The following is a 15,662-nucleotide window of genomic DNA, read 5'->3' as shown; positions in this document are numbered from 1 at the left end:
TTCAGCCATGTAACCTTCTTACAAAGGCTGCATGGCTGAATGTTATATTTCATTACCAGTCATCTGGTAACCATTGCTATTCTATTATAATAACTCAAAGTGATATTTGCAATGCTATTTCACATTTTTACAGAGCAAGAGTCTTCGCTACATCGTACTGATATGCCGGAATTGTCTTCTTCATAGCAAGTGCTTCTTCAATGTCAAAATCAATAAACTGTCCGTTCTTGTATCCTACAACACGGTTTGTCTTTCCCTGGCAAAGAAGGTCGACTGCCATAGCTCCCATTGTAGAAGCATATACTCTGTCCTTACATGTCGGGCTTCCACCACGCTGCATGTGTCCGAGGATTGTTGCTCTTGTCTCAATTCCTGTAGCAGCCTCGATTCTCTTTGCCATATTGATAGAATCTCCAACACCCTCTGCATTGATGATGATGTAGTTCTTCTTACCACGCTTCTTGTTCGCAAGAATATCTTCGATCAGTGCTTTCTCATCATAGTCCTTTTCCTCTGGCATGAGAATTTTCTCGGCTCCGTTAGCAATACCACACCACAGTGCAAGATATCCTGCATCACGTCCCATAACCTCGATCACACTGCATCTCTCATGAGATGTAGATGTATCACGAACCTTATCGATTGCTTCCATTGCTGTATTAACAGCTGTATCAAATCCGATTGTGTAATCTGTACATGCAATATCAAGGTCGATTGTTCCTGGAATACCAATTGTATTTACTCCCAGATTTGCCAGCTTCTGAGCTCCTGCGAAAGAACCGTCTCCACCGATTACTACCAGTCCGTCGATTCCGTACTTCTTACAGATCGCAGCTGCCTTCTGCTGACCTTCTTCTGTACGCATTGTCTTACAACGGGCTGTCTGGAGAACTGTACCACCACGCTCAATGATATCAGACACATCACGTGCTGACATATCAATGATCTCTTCCTTCAGAAGTCCATGATAACCTCTGCGGATTCCGCGAACCTTAAGTCCTTTTGCAAGTGCACGTCTTACTACCGCACGGATTGCTGCGTTCATTCCCGGAGCATCTCCTCCACTTGTCAGAACACCGATTGTACGGATGCTGTCTTCGATTTCATCAAGATATTTTTCTTTGTCGACTGTTTTATTTTCTGCCATGTTTTAGTCCACCCTTTCTCTGAAATGTCTGATTACTGCCAAAACCAATCATTGTCAATTTTTTATCAACTCCGCCAATATTCTACCTTATTTAGAATATGTTTTCAATAGGTTTTTCCACTACTTTTACTCTCTTCTCGCCAAAATGATTCATCAATCTGCTTAAAATCTGTTCATTTATACCGATATTCCTGTTTTTCGGCAGTTTTTTCACCGCACGTTCCTTCGCACAGTAGATCATAACTTCATCATCTCCGTCTGAATCTGCCAGATATCCATAGACAATCTGTTCCTCATCCAGAAATGTCGCCTTATCAGGAAACTGAATCCACAATTCCTTTTTCGTCCGTTCAAATGGGATAATTTTCTCACAGATCATCTTACTCGGCTTATCATCTTCTTCCGAAACTCTTCCGCGAACAAATACCTTACTATCTACTTCCAGATAATCTCTGTTCTTCTCATAATCTCGCGGGAACACAACAACCTCTACCGTTCCCAAAAGATCTTCTACCGTGATAAATGCCATCATCTGATTCGTCTTTGTGTGCTTTATGGTCTTCTCTGTGATCATTCCACCAATAATTTCTTTCGCCCCATCATGCACTTTTGTATGACCGGTCTCTTCATCCAGCTGAAAGTCCGCCGTTGTCGCAGAAATGGATTTCTTCCACTTCTCCTCATACGCCTCAAGCGGATGTCCGCTGACATAGATTCCAAGCACTTCTTTTTCAAATGCGAGAAGTGTTTCTTTGGAGTATTCTCCCACATCAGGCATCCTGATCTGAAATTCTTCTTTCTGATCTTCACTCACCAGATCAAACAATGTCATCTGTCCAACCATAGAGTTCTTTTTTTCTTGAGTTACATGATCTACGATCTGTACATAGATACTCATGAACTGTTTTCTTGTTCCGCCAAGTGTATCCAATGCCCCCGCCTTGATCAGATTTTCTATCGTACGTTTATTTAATATGTTCTTTGCTGAAAGACGGGTAATGAAATCTTCCAGGTTCTGGAACAACCCAAGCTCTTCTCTGTCTTCCACGATTGCTTTGATCACCGGTCTTCCGATACTCTTGATTGCAGCAAGTCCATAACGGATATCCCCGCCATCTACAGAAAAGTTTGCTTCACCTTTATTAATATCCGGCGGCAGGATCTTAATATTCATCTGACGACATGCATAAATATACTCAGATACCTTAGACGGATTATCAATGACTGATGTCATAAGCGCTGCCATATATTCTACCGGGAAATAATATTTCAGCCATGCAGTCTGATAAGAAACCACTGCATATGCAGCCGCATGAGACTTATTGAACGCATATTTTGCAAAATCGATCATTTCATCATAAATCTTATTTGCAGTCTGTTCATCAATTCCATTCTTTATACATCCTGGTACGCCTGTCTCCTCATCACCATAAATAAAGATCTTACGTTCTTTCTCCATGACTGCCGCCTTTTTCTTTGACATCGCACGACGCAGAAGGTCGCTTCGTCCAAGTGAGTATCCTGCAAGATCTCGTACAATCTGCATAACCTGCTCCTGATAGACAATACATCCATAAGTAGGGGCAAGGATCGGCTCCAGTTGTGGGCAATCATATGTAATAGAAGAACTGTCATTCTTTCCTCGGATATACTGCGGAATGAAATCCATCGGACCAGGACGATACAGCGAAATTCCGGCAATAACATCTTCCAGGTTATGCGGCTTCAGTTCCTTCATGAACCCTTTCATTCCAGCACTCTCAAGCTGGAACACACCATCTGTCTTACCGGTTCCGATATAATCCAGCACCTTTTGATCATTGTAATCTATCTGATTGATATTCAGTTCCGGCTGCTTTCTTCTTGCAAGCAGAACCGCATTCTGTATCACAGTCAATGTACGAAGGCCCAGGAAGTCCATTTTCAGAAGTCCAAGTTCTTCAAGTGTCGTCATGATAAACTGCGTTGTGATTGTTCCGTCTGCTGCCCTTGAAAGCGGTACATACTCATCTACAGGCTTCTGACAGATCACAACACCGGCAGCATGCATGGAGCAGTGTCTTGGAAGTCCTTCCAAACGCTTCGCCATATCGATCAGATTTGTCACCGTCTCATCCGTATCATATAACTTTTTCAGATCCGGATTCATTTTCAGAGCTTTATCAATTGTGATTCCAAGCTCCTGCGGAATCATTTTGGAAATAGAATCCACATAAGCATATGGCAGATCCATTACACGTCCAACATCACGGATCACACCTCGCGCTGCCAGGGTACCGAATGTAACAATCTGAGCCACACAGTCTTTTCCATATTTTCTTGTAACGTAATCAATAACCTCCTGACGTCTCTCATAACAGAAGTCAACGTCAATATCAGGCATAGACACACGTTCCGGATTCAGGAAACGTTCAAACAGCAGCTGATAGCGGATCGGGTCAATCGTAGTGATCTCAAGACAATAGGACACGATACTTCCTGCGGCTGATCCACGTCCCGGCCCAACTGAAATTCCGTGATCTTTTGCGTATTTAATAAAATCCCACACGATCAAGAAATAGTCTACATACCCCATCTGATGGATTGTTTCCAATTCATAAGACAAACGATTTTTCAATTCTTCCGAAGGATCACCGTAACGCTTTTCCAATCCTTCATAGCAAAGCTTCTGCAAATATTCCCAGGAAGTATAACCATCCGGCACATCATATTTCGGAAGTTTTGTTACACCAAATTCAATCTCGACATGACATCGATCCGCAATCTTCTGTGTATTCTCCAACGCCTGTTTCGCATAAGGGAACAGACGTAGCATCTCTTCTTCTGACTTCACATAATACTGCCCGCCGTCATACCGCATACGATTCTCATCTGAAAGCTTCTTTCCAGTCTGAATACAAAGTAGAATATCATGTGGCTTCGCATCTTCTGCATATGTATAATGAATATCATTCGTAGCAACCAGCTCAATTCCCGTCTCTTCAGACATTTTGAATAGCTGTTGATTGACAAGTCCCTGCTCTGGTATTCCATGATCCTGCAACTCCAGGAAGAAATTCCCTTCGCCGAAAATTTCCTGATACTCTAAAGCTGTCTTCTTCGCCTCTTCATATAATCCCTTCGTCAGGAATCTTGCCACCTCACCTGCTAGGCAGGCACTTAAAGCAATGATACCTTTATGGTACTTGCGCAGAAGTTCCTTATCCACTCGCGGTTTATAGTAATAACCTTCCACAAATCCCTTCGAAACAATCTTCGTCAGATTCGCATATCCTTCCTCATTTTCTGCCAGAAGCACAAGATGATAATATCTGTCATCTCCTCCTGTGATCTCGCGATCAAAACGAGAATTCGGAGCCACATACACTTCACATCCAAGGATTGGATTGATTCCCTGCTTCTTGGCTTCCCGATAGAAATCGATCACACCATACATAACACCGTGATCTGTAATTGCCGCACTGTTCATCCCAAGTTCTTTGACCCTGGACACGTATTCTTTTATCTTATTCGATCCATCCAGCAGACTAAATTCTGTATGGACATGCAAATGTGCAAAACTCATAGTTCACCTCAATGATCAAATTTTAACTAAGAAAAGGGAAGGCTCTGACTTGATACACAGGTCAGAATCCCTTCCCTTCATTTTACACTCTTTATGGAAATTTTAAAATGTTAAATCTTATTTATTTCCACCATCTACCATGAACTGGATCAGCTTATCTGTATCTTCTTTCTCGTAAGCGATAACTTCCAGCTCCGGAATCTCTCCGTTAGAGAAAATGTTAGCCATAGATACATACTGGGAAAGTTTAGACTTCAGGTTCAGTCTGTCTCCCTCACCTGTTACTAACTCTACTCTTCCTTTACAAGAATCTACTACCTTAAAAAATCCTTCAACATCTGTAATATTCTGAACTTTCATTCTAAATACCCCTTTCTTTTAACAATTTAATTATAACTTTACTTCCTAAATTCATCTGGGAATGATATTACCTATCATTTTCTCATTCCTAATGTTATTATAACGTATTTAAAACATATTACAAGTAGGAAGAATCACTATTTTTCTCATTTTCAGCATATAAAACCTCACACTTTTTTCTATTTGAAACAACACTTCCTACAAGTCATAGTCACTTTCTCTAACACGTAACGGTTCGTTTGCAGATTGCTTTTACAAACTATAAATACCGTCCTCTTTGATTACGATTTTCTTCTGTTTCAAGAGTCTTCCAACTGCACGTTTGAACGCAGCTTTACTCATTCCCATCTCTGCTTTAATGCGCTCCGGATCTGCTTTATCTGTGAATGGAAGTTTACCCCCACAAGTCTCAATACATTCCAGGATCAATTCTGCATCTTTGTCCATCTGCTCCGGAATCTTGCCACGGACACTCAGATCCAGTTTTCCATCCTCTTTGACTGCTGCCACACGTGCTTCAATCTCCTGTCCCGGATACATTCTTCCATACATCTCTCTCTTCGGAATCAATGCAGAATACAGATTATCTACTGCCACGAAAGCTCCCAGATCACGATTCACCTCATAAACTGTTCCGGTTACAATATCATCCTTTTTATAAGGAGAGTCTGTCTGCAGAAGATGATAGATCTTCATTGTCGCACAAAGTCTCTCGCTCTTATCTACATAAAGACTTACCAGACAGCGGTCGCCCTTCTCTACCTTCTCTGTCTGTTCCTTAAATGGAAGGAACAGGTCCTTCTCAAGTCCCCAGTCAAGAAAAGCACCCATTCTGCCCACATCCGCTACTGTCAGGACAGCCAGCTGTCCAAGAGTGATCTTTGGCTCATTCGTTGTTGCGATCATACGATCGGAAGAATCTTTATAGAGGAATACCTCGATCGGATCTCCCAGTTCGATTCCGTCCGGAACCTGTTTCTTTGGAAGAAGAACACGCTCCTCGTCACTTCCAAGATATACTCCAAAATCTACCAGCTTTACTACCGTAAGTACCTGTTTTACTCCTAATCTCATCTTTTCTCCATTCTGCCGCTGGCTTACGCGGCCCATTTTTTAATATGTTTTCTATACCTTAAGGTATTTTCTATGCTGTTGTCAATCGAATCTCATCAATTTCTTTGATTCTTTATTTGATATTTTTTTAACATATTCTTTCTATGAATTGATTTACCTTTCTGAATTATGTATAATTACTTCAATGTGAAAGCAATCTTTCTGCCTACAGCCTGTCTGAGGCAGTATTTTTAAGAGAGGATATTAGTATGAGTGCACAAAATCTTACTTTATTGACAGACCTGTATGAGCTTACTATGATGCAGGGATATTTTGAAACACAGGAAAATCAGACCGTTGTATTCGATGTTTTCTTCCGTGACAATCCGAACAAAGGCGGATATTCCGTCATGGCAGGACTGGATCAGGTTATTGACTATATTAAAAATCTGAATTTTTCTTATGAAGATGTTGATTATTTAAGAGGGCTCGGATTGTTCAGTGAGGATTTTCTTCATTATCTGAGCGGATTTCATTTTAGCGGAGACATTTATGCGATCCCGGAGGGAAGCGTCATCTTCCCAAGAGAACCGCTTCTGAAAGTCGTAGCTCCGATCATGGAGGCTCAGCTTGTTGAGACAGCAATTCTTACGATTCTGAATCATCAGTGCCTGATCGCTACGAAAGCTTCCCGTGTTGTTTATGCGGCACAAGGAGACGGTATCATGGAATTCGGACTTCGCCGCGCCCAGGGACCGGATGCGGGACTGTACGGAGCAAGAGCTGCTGTGATCGGTGGATGCGTCGGAACTTCCAATGTACTCGCCGGCGAAATGTTTGATGTACCGATTATGGGAACGCATGCACACAGTTGGATCATGACTTTCAAAGATGAATATACTGCATTTAAAGAATATGCAAGATTGTATCCTGATGCATGTACACTGCTTGTCGATACTTATGACACATTGAAATCCGGTGTTCCGAATGCGATCCGTGTTTTTACCGAGATGCGCGAAGCAGGCATCAAACCGAAGAGCTACGGTATCCGCCTTGACTCCGGTGATCTCGCTTATCTTTCTAAAAAGGCGCGTAAGATGCTGGATGACGCCGGATTCCAGGATGCTGTCATTGCCGCTTCCAACGACCTGGATGAATTTCTGATCCACGATCTCAAGATGCAGGGCGCTGCAATTTCTTCCTGGGGCGTCGGAACGAACCTTATTACATCAAAAGACTGCCCGTCCTTTGGCGGTGTTTATAAACTGGCTGCTATTCAAAACGCAGATGGAGAATTCCAGCCGAAGATCAAGATTTCTGAGAATATTGAGAAGATCACCAATCCGGGAAATAAAACTATCTATCGCATTTACGACAAAGAGACTGGTATGCTGCGTGCCGATCTGATCTGCTTTGCTGATGAGACATTTAATACAGGGGAAGATCTTCTTCTCTTTGACCCAAATGCTACATGGAAGAAAACACTTCTTCCGGGTGGAACCTACACAATGCGTGAACTGCTTGTCCCAATCTTCCAGCATGGAGAATGTAAGTATGAGTCCCCATCTGTAAAGGAGATTGCAGAATTCTGTCGTCAGGAAAAAGAGACTCTTTGGGATGAGACAAAACGTCTCTTCAATCCACATAAGGTATATGTGGATCTTTCCCAAAAACTATACGATACAAAAACCAAGCTACTGAATGAAGCACATCATTAATTACTGTCACCATATGATGAAATGGAGTTTTAATTAGTATGAAATACCAAGTGATTGTACTTGATCTAGACGGTACACTGACCAATTCAAAAAAAGAAATAACGCCCCCTACAAGGGACGCTCTGATTGAAATTCAACAGAATGGAAAAAAAGTAGTCCTCGCCAGCGGTCGCCCGATCAACGGTGTCGCGCCTCTGGCAGAGGAATTATATCTAAAAAAATACGGCGGATTCATGCTCTCCTTTAACGGTGCGAGAATCACCCGCTGTTCTGACAATGCAATTATTTATAATAAGGTTATCCCACAGGAAGTCATCCGTCCGATTTACGAGGCGGTAAAAGAATATCCTGGATTGGACCTTATCTCTTATACGGATAAAGTAATCCTCTCCGGTATTAAAAGTAATGAATACACTGAGAAAGAAGCCGCCATCAACAGCATGGAGATCTGTCCGGTTGAGGACTTCCCTGCCGCACTTGATTGCCCGGTCAATAAAATGCTTATCCCAGGTGAACCTTCCATCCTGGAAGACCTGATGCCGAAGCTGCAGAAACAATACCACGGGCTGCTCAACATCTACCGTTCTGAACCATTCTTCTTAGAGATCATGCCTCAGAATATCGATAAAGCACACTCTCTGCAGAAGCTTCTGAACAGTATCGGTCTCACTGCCGATTCCATGATCTGCTGCGGCGACGGCTTCAATGATCTGTCCATGATCGAATATGCCGGTCTTGGTGTAGCAATGGAGAATGCCCAGCCGGTCGTCAAAGAATCTGCTGACTTTATCACAAAGTCGAATGATGAGGACGGGATTCTTCACGTTGTAAATCTCTACATGAGAGATTAGGCCTTCTCTCCGGAAGCTGCGCAAGAATCACAGCCGCAAATACAAGGGCACATCCAAAAAGTTCCCTTGGAGACAAGGTTTCTCCAAGAATCACCCAGCCTGCAAGTACTGAAAATACAGACTCAAGACTTAACAGCAGAGATGCAACTGTCGGGTCTGTATTTTTTTGTGCAACAATCTGCAAAGTATATCCTACTCCACAAGACATGATTCCTGCATAAGCAATTGGCTTCCATGCCTGCAATATAGAATAAAGTTCCGGGTGCTCAAATAAAATTGTCGGTATCATACATAAGATTCCACAAACAAAAAACTGAATACAGGACATCTTCACTCCGTCTGCTTTTGGTGAAAAATGATCGATCACAAGAATATGGAATGAAAAAGCAACAGAACCCAGTAAAATATAAAAATCTCCTTTTGCAATGGAAAATCCTGACGTCATGCATAAGAAATACATACCAATCACAGCAAGTACTACACCAATCCACACTTTAATCCCTGCTTTTTTTCCAACAACCATGCCTAAGATTGGAACAATCAGAATGTATAATGCTGTGATGAATCCTGCTTTTCCTGCCGTTGTATATTGTATCCCAATCTGTTGCAAGGAACTTCCCAGCATAAGGAAAAATCCACAACAAATACCACCGATGATAAGTGTTTTCTTATTTTGTATAACTTCTTTTCCTTGTGATATCTCCTCCTTTCTCTTCTTATCCAATACATAAATCACCGGAATCAATACGATTCCACCAAGTATACTTCTGGCACTGTTAAATGTGAATGGACCGATGTAGTCCATCCCAGCACTTTGTGCAACAAATGCTGCGCCCCAGATAAGCGCGATTATCAGAAGTATTAAATTATTTACATACCTCTTTTTCAATTTTTTTACCTCTTTTTCAATTTTTAGCCACTCTCTAGTATACAAAAAAATCTGCTGATTGGCAGATTTTTTTGATTTTTCTTATTATTTTTCTTAATAGTGCATAATTACCGGATCTCCAACCTGGATCAACTCATACAATTTCCCGGCATCCGAATAGCTCATATTGATACATCCATGAGAACCTCTGTAGGTATATACATTTCCTCCAAAACTGCTCTGCCATGTTGCATCATGAAAACCAACACCGGAATACGTTACACGCATCCAATATTTTACAGGAGTTTCATACTCTCTTGTTCCATCCGATCTTAAATTACCGCGCAGTACTTTATTCTGCATTCGTTCCAAAATCGTATAAACTCCTGCCGGAGTACTTCTTCCGCCTTTCGGAAGTCCGGTCACTACATCTGCTGACATTAAAACTTCTCCGTCTTTGACATACCACATTTTCTGATTCGTCAGATCGACTTCTGCATAAGTGGAGCCCCAATCCTGCGCACCATGCGATGCCGCAGTCTTTCCTTCCACATAAACCGGCTCTCGACTTATTGTTTCTCCGCTTTCAACATTCGCGAGAAGTGTCTCATACTCTGCCTTTTCATTAATCTCCCAACCGTAAGTTCCACCGGAAACTTCGGTTGCTCTTCCATCCGGTGTAGTGAATTGTCTGGTCTTTCCTGCAGTATCATACTGCTGTGCAAACTGCGTCACCCATTCCTGTATAAGTTCCGGGTGAAATGTCACCACATAATTCTCATCTACTGTCACCCACTGTGAAATAATTGTTTTATCAACCACAACCGGTGTATCAAGTCCCATCTCATAAGTTACACTCGCATTCAGGTATGCATTCATCGTATCGCACGCCTGCTGAACTTCCAATGACTCCTTTGTATATAGCGGCTGTACATAACATCCTGCTTCATCAAGATTCAACTGCTCTTGCAGTCCCTCTATCGCTTGGACTACCGCTTTCTTCAATGCATCTGCATCGATTGCCGTCCCTTCCGTAATGTCTCCCGGAACAAACTTTTCTCCGTCAAACACCGGCATAGAAGATATCGGCTGTACCTGTTCTGTTGTCATAGCTGTCAGACTTGCAATCTTCGCATCTAATGCTTTCTCATCATAATCTGCACTTGCCGTGATGGACAATCCTTTTCCCTCTCCCGACCATGCTGCCGGCCACAGAAAAACGGACTGCTCCTTTAATAGTTTATCTATCACTCCATTCTCTTTATATTCAACAGAGATCTCTTTTCCTGTAATCATATCAGAAAGTCCCGCATGTTCTGTAATCTTCAATTCATACTTCTTAACTTCTGATTTCAGATAATCTGCCACATCTTCTTCCTTAGCATATGAAAAATCTTTCCCGTTAACCTTTGTATTTGGAAGAAAATGACTCATAAAATACAAAGCGGTTCCTATGTACCCTAAAACCAAGATTCCTGCAACTATTCCAAGGCTGATCCATAACCATTTTTTCTTATTGTCCCCCATCAAACACTTTCTCCTTTGTAATTCCTTCTTTCTAATCAATCAGATCATTCTGAAATCTCGACAAATGCTCATACGGCAAGATCAGTCTTCCTCGAAACAATCCACACCCGTCATTGATCAAACTGTTATTCATCGCTGCAAACATATTTACATCCAGCTTCGCCAGATCCAATCCCAACAGCTTCATTCCGCGCTCATACGCCTCATCAAAATAAATGCACTCACCTCTTGGAATCGCATTTCTTCTGGCGCGCTCTTTCTCTTGTTTCTTCTCATATCCCAGATGGTTTGCCGGCCCAATCTCTGCAATATCATCCATTTGCTTTGTACGGATCTGAACCTCAATATAACTTCTTGAACAGTTATCATAGAATGTAATGTGCAGTGACTGGTATTCATCCGGCTGGCTGTCTGAAATATAATCTCTGTAATATGGTCTGACATTGTCATCCATGAGTGGTGAATGACTTTCCATCACACCATTTGCCGGCTCCGCTGTAAACCCTCTTTCCTCAAGAAAGCCCGGTAGTACATTCGCTATCCCGTACAGACATTCCAGTTCTGCGATCTGACGCTCTTCTTCATTTTCATAATGACATTTTGGCATAGAAATCACAATTCGATATGCGATCAGATCACGAAAGCAGCTAAGACTGCGCTTTAACTCTGCCGTTGTCGGATACTTTCCATATTCTTCGTAATAATCTGAAATATACTTGACAATATAACCATTAAATTTCTCTTCCGCACGGATCAACGACTTGATTCTTCCCTTTACTGTAAATGCAAGATATGGATATTCTTTTGTCATATATTTATAGAATTCCCGAACCTGCTGTGACTGGGTCGTAAGGAATTCATTATGTTCCAAAAGTTCTCTGATCTGAATCAGGAAATTACAATGTATCAGATCAATTTCATTTTTTGTCTTTCGTGCATCTTCCCTTAGATCTGTAATGTAATTCTGCAGCACCCTAAAAATGGTATCGCCCGAATACAGATAATCATTTAAAGTTATCATAACGTACCCTCCACGAAAATGTATCTCTGTGTTTTTCATTGCATATTTCTTATCAGCACGCCAAACATGATGGCCTTATTTCATCTATTATAACAATCCGATGCGACAATCGCCAGTCATGGAGCTACAAATGATACTTTTCTTGATTTTTTTAGAGAAATTATATAAATTTTCTCTAAAAACCTTGAAATTTTTATAAACAATCCTATAATATAAGTGGGTTGAAAAACGCTAACATTTATGTTTTCTGGAGGTGTTTGTATGATTAGTTTTATTATTTGTTTAGCGTTACTTATTGGCGGATATTTTGTTTATGGAAAGGTGGTTGAGAACACATTCGCACCTGACGACAGAGAAACTCCTGCTGTCAGAATCAATGACGGAGTAGATTATGTCGTTATGCCGCAATGGAAGTTATTCCTTGTGCAACTACTTAACATTGCCGGTCTTGGACCTATTTTTGGTGCCATGCAGGGTGCTTTATGGGGACCGGTCGTATTCCTCTGGATTACATTCGGTACAATTTTTGCCGGAGGTGTGCATGATTATTTCTCCGGTATGCTTTCTGAACGAAATGACGGAGCATCGATTTCTGAGGTATGTGGAATCTATCTTGGAAATGTTATGAAAAATGTTATGCGTGTATTCAGTGTGGTACTTCTTGTCATGGTTGGTACTGTATTTGCAGTAGGTCCTGCCGGCTTGATCGTCACTTTGCTTGGAAACAAAGGTATCACCGGACTTCTTGCAAATCCTGAATTCTGGCTTTGGATTATTTTGTTATATTATTTTATCGCGACCTTTATTTCTATTGATAAGATTATCGGACGCATCTACCCGCTTTTTGGTATCTGTCTGATCATCATGGCTCTTGGTGTTATCATCGGTATCTTCACAAATCCGAATTATACAATTCCGGAAATCTGGAGCCACTTTACAAATATGCATCCTGACGGAAAACCAATCTGGAGCTTCATGTTTATCACTGTAGCATGTGGAGCTATTTCTGGTTTCCATTCTACACAGTCCCCTCTGATGGCTCGTTGTATGAAATCTGAGAAACAGGGACATTTCGTATTCTACGGCGCAATGGTAGCAGAAGGTGTGATTGCACTGATCTGGGCAGCCGCAGGATGTGCACTTTACAAAGTAACAGGTGGTCTCAACACAGGTTTAAGCGAAGTTCTTGCTAATGGTCAGTCAGCCGCTATTTATGATGTGTGTATTAAGACAATGGGAAGCATCGGTGTAGCATTAGCAATGATCGGTGTTATCGTATGTCCGATCACTTCCGGAGACACTGCATTCAGAAGTGCCCGTCTTGTACTTGCAGACTGGTTCAAGATCGATCAGAATAAATTGCAGAAACGATTGATTCTCTGTGTACCGCTTCTGGCAGTCGGTGCTTTTGTAGGACATCTTGATTATGCCATTGTATGGAGATATTTCAGTTGGACAAACCAGACTTTAGCAATGATCGTTTTGTGGACAGCAAGTATGTATCTGTTCCGCGAGAAGAAGAATTACTGGATCACAGCAGTTCCTGCAACATTTATGAGTGCCGTTTCCATGACCTATTTCTTCTGTGCAGATGAATGTCTGGGATTCTCTACAGCAGTTGCTTATCCTGTAGGAATTATCCTGGCAGCATTGTTCCTTGGAATCTTTATCTGGGCAACAAGAAAACCTGCGAAAAAACAGGCTTAAGATTATAGAACTGTGAAAAGCAGACAGATATCATGTTTTTCACAGTTCTTTTACAATATACAAATGAAATGAGATGATATTATGTTTAAACCGCAACGACTTGGAACTGTAACAATCCCGGATGCTGAATTAACCACTGACAAAAAAAACTGCAAAAAAATAGGCCCTTGCGGTGTTGGGGAAAAAGCAATTTATTTAAACAGTTTTTATTTTGACAGACGTTATTACATACCAATTTCTTCCATAGAAAGAATATTTAAAAGAATTGCCATGAGCAAAGGTGGTTTTACAGGAAAAGGAGCATTTGGAACGTTATCCTATCTCGTAGTTGTATATGAAAATGGAAAAGAAAAACAATGTAACTTCAAACATGAAGAAGATGTAGATCGCCTTTTGGCTTATATTGAAGAAAGATTTCCTCAGATTCCGCTGCACAGCATAGAAGCCGAGCGAAAACTGGAAGAAAAAAGAAAATGGCTGGAAGAAAAGCAGCGCGAACGCATTCTTCCGGAAGAAATCAAAAAGCGGCTTACCAAGCTTGAACGCGCAGAAAATTATCTTAAAAAGCAATCCGATTACTACATGGATCTGAGCCTGTCGGCGAAGAAAAAGAGAACCTATGACAGAAGCAATCCCGCTTATAAATGGGTCGCTCTTGCTGTTGTAATATTGGGCATCGGAGCATTCCTTTATGGAATCTACTCCCTTCTGACTCATGCCGGATTCGGTATGTATTTCCTGTTATTTGGATTGGCAGCAATTTTTCTGTTCGCCGGAGCGAATGTATTGCCAACCTCCAAAAACAATAAAAAATATATCGAAAACCAACTGGAACGATCCATTCAGCAAATGGAAACATACATCCAAAAATATCCGGACTTTCCGGTTCCTGCATATTATGCACATCCGATCGTGTTAAAAAGAATGCAGGATATCATGAAGGATGGCCGTGCACAAACGATTCCTGAAGCACTCACGGTTTTAAAAGATGATTTGAAAGCTCTGAATTCTAATGTAACAGTTGAAAAAGAAGAGTATGATGAAATCGTTGCAATCAAGCCAATGTTTCTGGTAATGGATTATAAATAGTTTTTCACCTGATTTTTGCCCTCTCAAAAAGAATAGCAGCTGTTCTCACAACACACTTGTTAGACAGCTGCTATTCTTTTCCACATTCCTCTCATTTTATAAGAAAGTTATTCACATTTTACTCTTTAATTGTTCCCTTTTTTACATTTTCCTGGATAATCTGATCTACAACTTCAAATATTTTTTCCGATCCAAGTCTCGTCTTCCTCTGACGACCATAAACCTGATCTGCACATACTCCATGCTCTTTCCAATCATTTCCACCATTGCTGTTATTCAGCATCAGCGGCTGTAGATTATCCATTGCATGTGCGAACTTAGATTCCGCTGTTTCAAATGCCTCGAACTCATCAAAAAGAGAAATCAGCTCTTGTTTCTGATCTTCCGGAAGGATTGAAAAAATTCTTTCCTTCGCCGCATCTTCTCTTGCTTTCTGAGTTTTCAAACCTTCTGTATCATATGCATACGTATCACCCGCATCGATCTCCACAATATCATGGATCAGACACATCAGCATTACCTTTGCAATATCCACCGATTCGTTTGAATGCTCTCTGAAAAGGTATGCCATGATTGCCATATGCCATGCATGTTCTGCATCGTTTTCCCGTCTGCCATGCTCTGAGAGATGTGTCTGTCTCAGAATATTTTTTTCCTTATCTATTTCCAATGCAAAATCAAGCTGTCGTTTCAATCTTTCATCCATTTTTCTCTGTCTCCTTGTTCTAAACTTCATTACCTTAAGGTGAAAATTAT

General features: G+C 41.3%; 12 protein-coding genes. 4 read left to right on the top strand and 8 right to left on the bottom strand.

The genetic code is table 11. The annotated features are described in order from the left end of the window. Window positions 1–127: 127 nt before the first annotated feature. The 4 genes from pfkA to LI126_RS13005 all read right to left on the bottom strand — a co-directional run bounded on the left by pfkA (window position 128) and on the right by LI126_RS13005 (window position 6,146). Window positions 128–1,147 carry a 6-phosphofructokinase gene (gene pfkA, locus LI126_RS13020; RefSeq protein WP_015529385.1) on the bottom strand — a complete coding sequence of 340 codons (1,020 nt, stop codon included), beginning with the start codon at window positions 1,145–1,147 and terminating at the stop codon, window positions 128–130. A 91-nt stretch (window positions 1,148–1,238) separates the two neighbouring features. Beyond that, window positions 1,239–4,712, bottom strand: coding sequence for a DNA polymerase III subunit alpha (locus LI126_RS13015; protein ID WP_117570014.1), 3,474 nt, complete (start codon window positions 4,710–4,712; stop codon window positions 1,239–1,241). Window positions 4,713–4,829: 117 nt separating this feature from the next. Further along, entirely contained in the window at window positions 4,830–5,072 is a 243-nt protein-coding gene (locus LI126_RS13010) for a polya polymerase (protein ID WP_195942609.1), read from the bottom strand. A 252-nt stretch (window positions 5,073–5,324) separates the two neighbouring features. Next, window positions 5,325–6,146: a CvfB family protein gene (locus tag LI126_RS13005; RefSeq protein ID WP_020436798.1), complete on the bottom strand. Its 822-nt coding sequence runs from the start codon at window positions 6,144–6,146 to the stop codon at window positions 5,325–5,327. Window positions 6,147–6,394: 248 nt separating this feature from the next. Between LI126_RS13005 and LI126_RS13000 the strand changes: the two genes are divergently transcribed. Together LI126_RS13000 and LI126_RS12995 are read left to right on the top strand one after the other, a co-directional pair. Further along, window positions 6,395–7,843 carry a nicotinate phosphoribosyltransferase gene (locus tag LI126_RS13000; RefSeq protein ID WP_117891073.1) on the top strand — a complete coding sequence of 483 codons (1,449 nt, stop codon included), beginning with the start codon at window positions 6,395–6,397 and terminating at the stop codon, window positions 7,841–7,843. Window positions 7,844–7,881: 38 nt separating this feature from the next. Beyond that, a complete protein-coding gene (locus LI126_RS12995; RefSeq protein WP_227165531.1) occupies window positions 7,882–8,694 on the top strand; it encodes a Cof-type HAD-IIB family hydrolase in 813 nt (270 codons plus the stop codon). On the opposite strand, the gene LI126_RS12990 is transcribed toward LI126_RS12995, so the two are convergent. The 3 genes from LI126_RS12990 to LI126_RS12980 form a co-directional block, all read right to left on the bottom strand. Next, on the bottom strand, window positions 8,633–9,583 hold the full coding sequence (locus LI126_RS12990; protein WP_227165530.1) for a DMT family transporter: 951 nt from the start codon (window positions 9,581–9,583) through the stop codon (window positions 8,633–8,635). The two genes, LI126_RS12995 and LI126_RS12990, sit on opposite strands and share 62 nt — an antisense overlap. A gap of 93 nt (window positions 9,584–9,676) precedes the next feature. Further along, window positions 9,677–11,089, bottom strand: a complete 1,413-nt coding sequence (locus LI126_RS12985) for a L,D-transpeptidase family protein (RefSeq protein WP_227165529.1) — start codon at window positions 11,087–11,089, stop codon at window positions 9,677–9,679. Window positions 11,090–11,120: 31 nt separating this feature from the next. Next, window positions 11,121–12,110 (bottom strand): guanosine polyphosphate pyrophosphohydrolase, encoded by a 990-nt coding sequence (locus tag LI126_RS12980; RefSeq protein WP_227165528.1) that lies wholly within the window; start codon window positions 12,108–12,110, stop codon window positions 11,121–11,123. Between the two features lie 261 nt (window positions 12,111–12,371). Between LI126_RS12980 and LI126_RS12975 the strand changes: the two genes are divergently transcribed. Together LI126_RS12975 and LI126_RS12970 are read left to right on the top strand one after the other, a co-directional pair. Beyond that, the gene (locus LI126_RS12975; RefSeq protein WP_155204968.1) at window positions 12,372–13,817 is read left to right on the top strand and encodes a carbon starvation CstA family protein; all 1,446 of its coding nucleotides are present in this window, start codon (window positions 12,372–12,374) and stop codon (window positions 13,815–13,817) included. A gap of 81 nt (window positions 13,818–13,898) precedes the next feature. After that, complete coding sequence (locus LI126_RS12970; protein ID WP_227165527.1) at window positions 13,899–14,906, top strand: ATPase P; 1,008 nt, start codon at window positions 13,899–13,901, stop codon at window positions 14,904–14,906. 118 nt (window positions 14,907–15,024) lie between these two features. Here the strand turns inward: LI126_RS12970 and LI126_RS12965 are convergent, their stop codons facing one another. Then, the gene (locus LI126_RS12965) at window positions 15,025–15,612 is read right to left on the bottom strand and encodes an HD domain-containing protein (RefSeq protein WP_020436790.1); all 588 of its coding nucleotides are present in this window, start codon (window positions 15,610–15,612) and stop codon (window positions 15,025–15,027) included. Between the last annotated feature and the right edge of the window lie 50 nt (window positions 15,613–15,662).

The organism is Mediterraneibacter sp. 210702-DFI.5.30, assembly GCF_020560115.1.
In the GTDB taxonomy this organism is placed as follows: Bacteria; Bacillota; Clostridia; order Lachnospirales; family Lachnospiraceae; genus Mediterraneibacter; species Mediterraneibacter faecis.
This window is presented reverse-complemented; position numbering and strand designations above follow the sequence as displayed.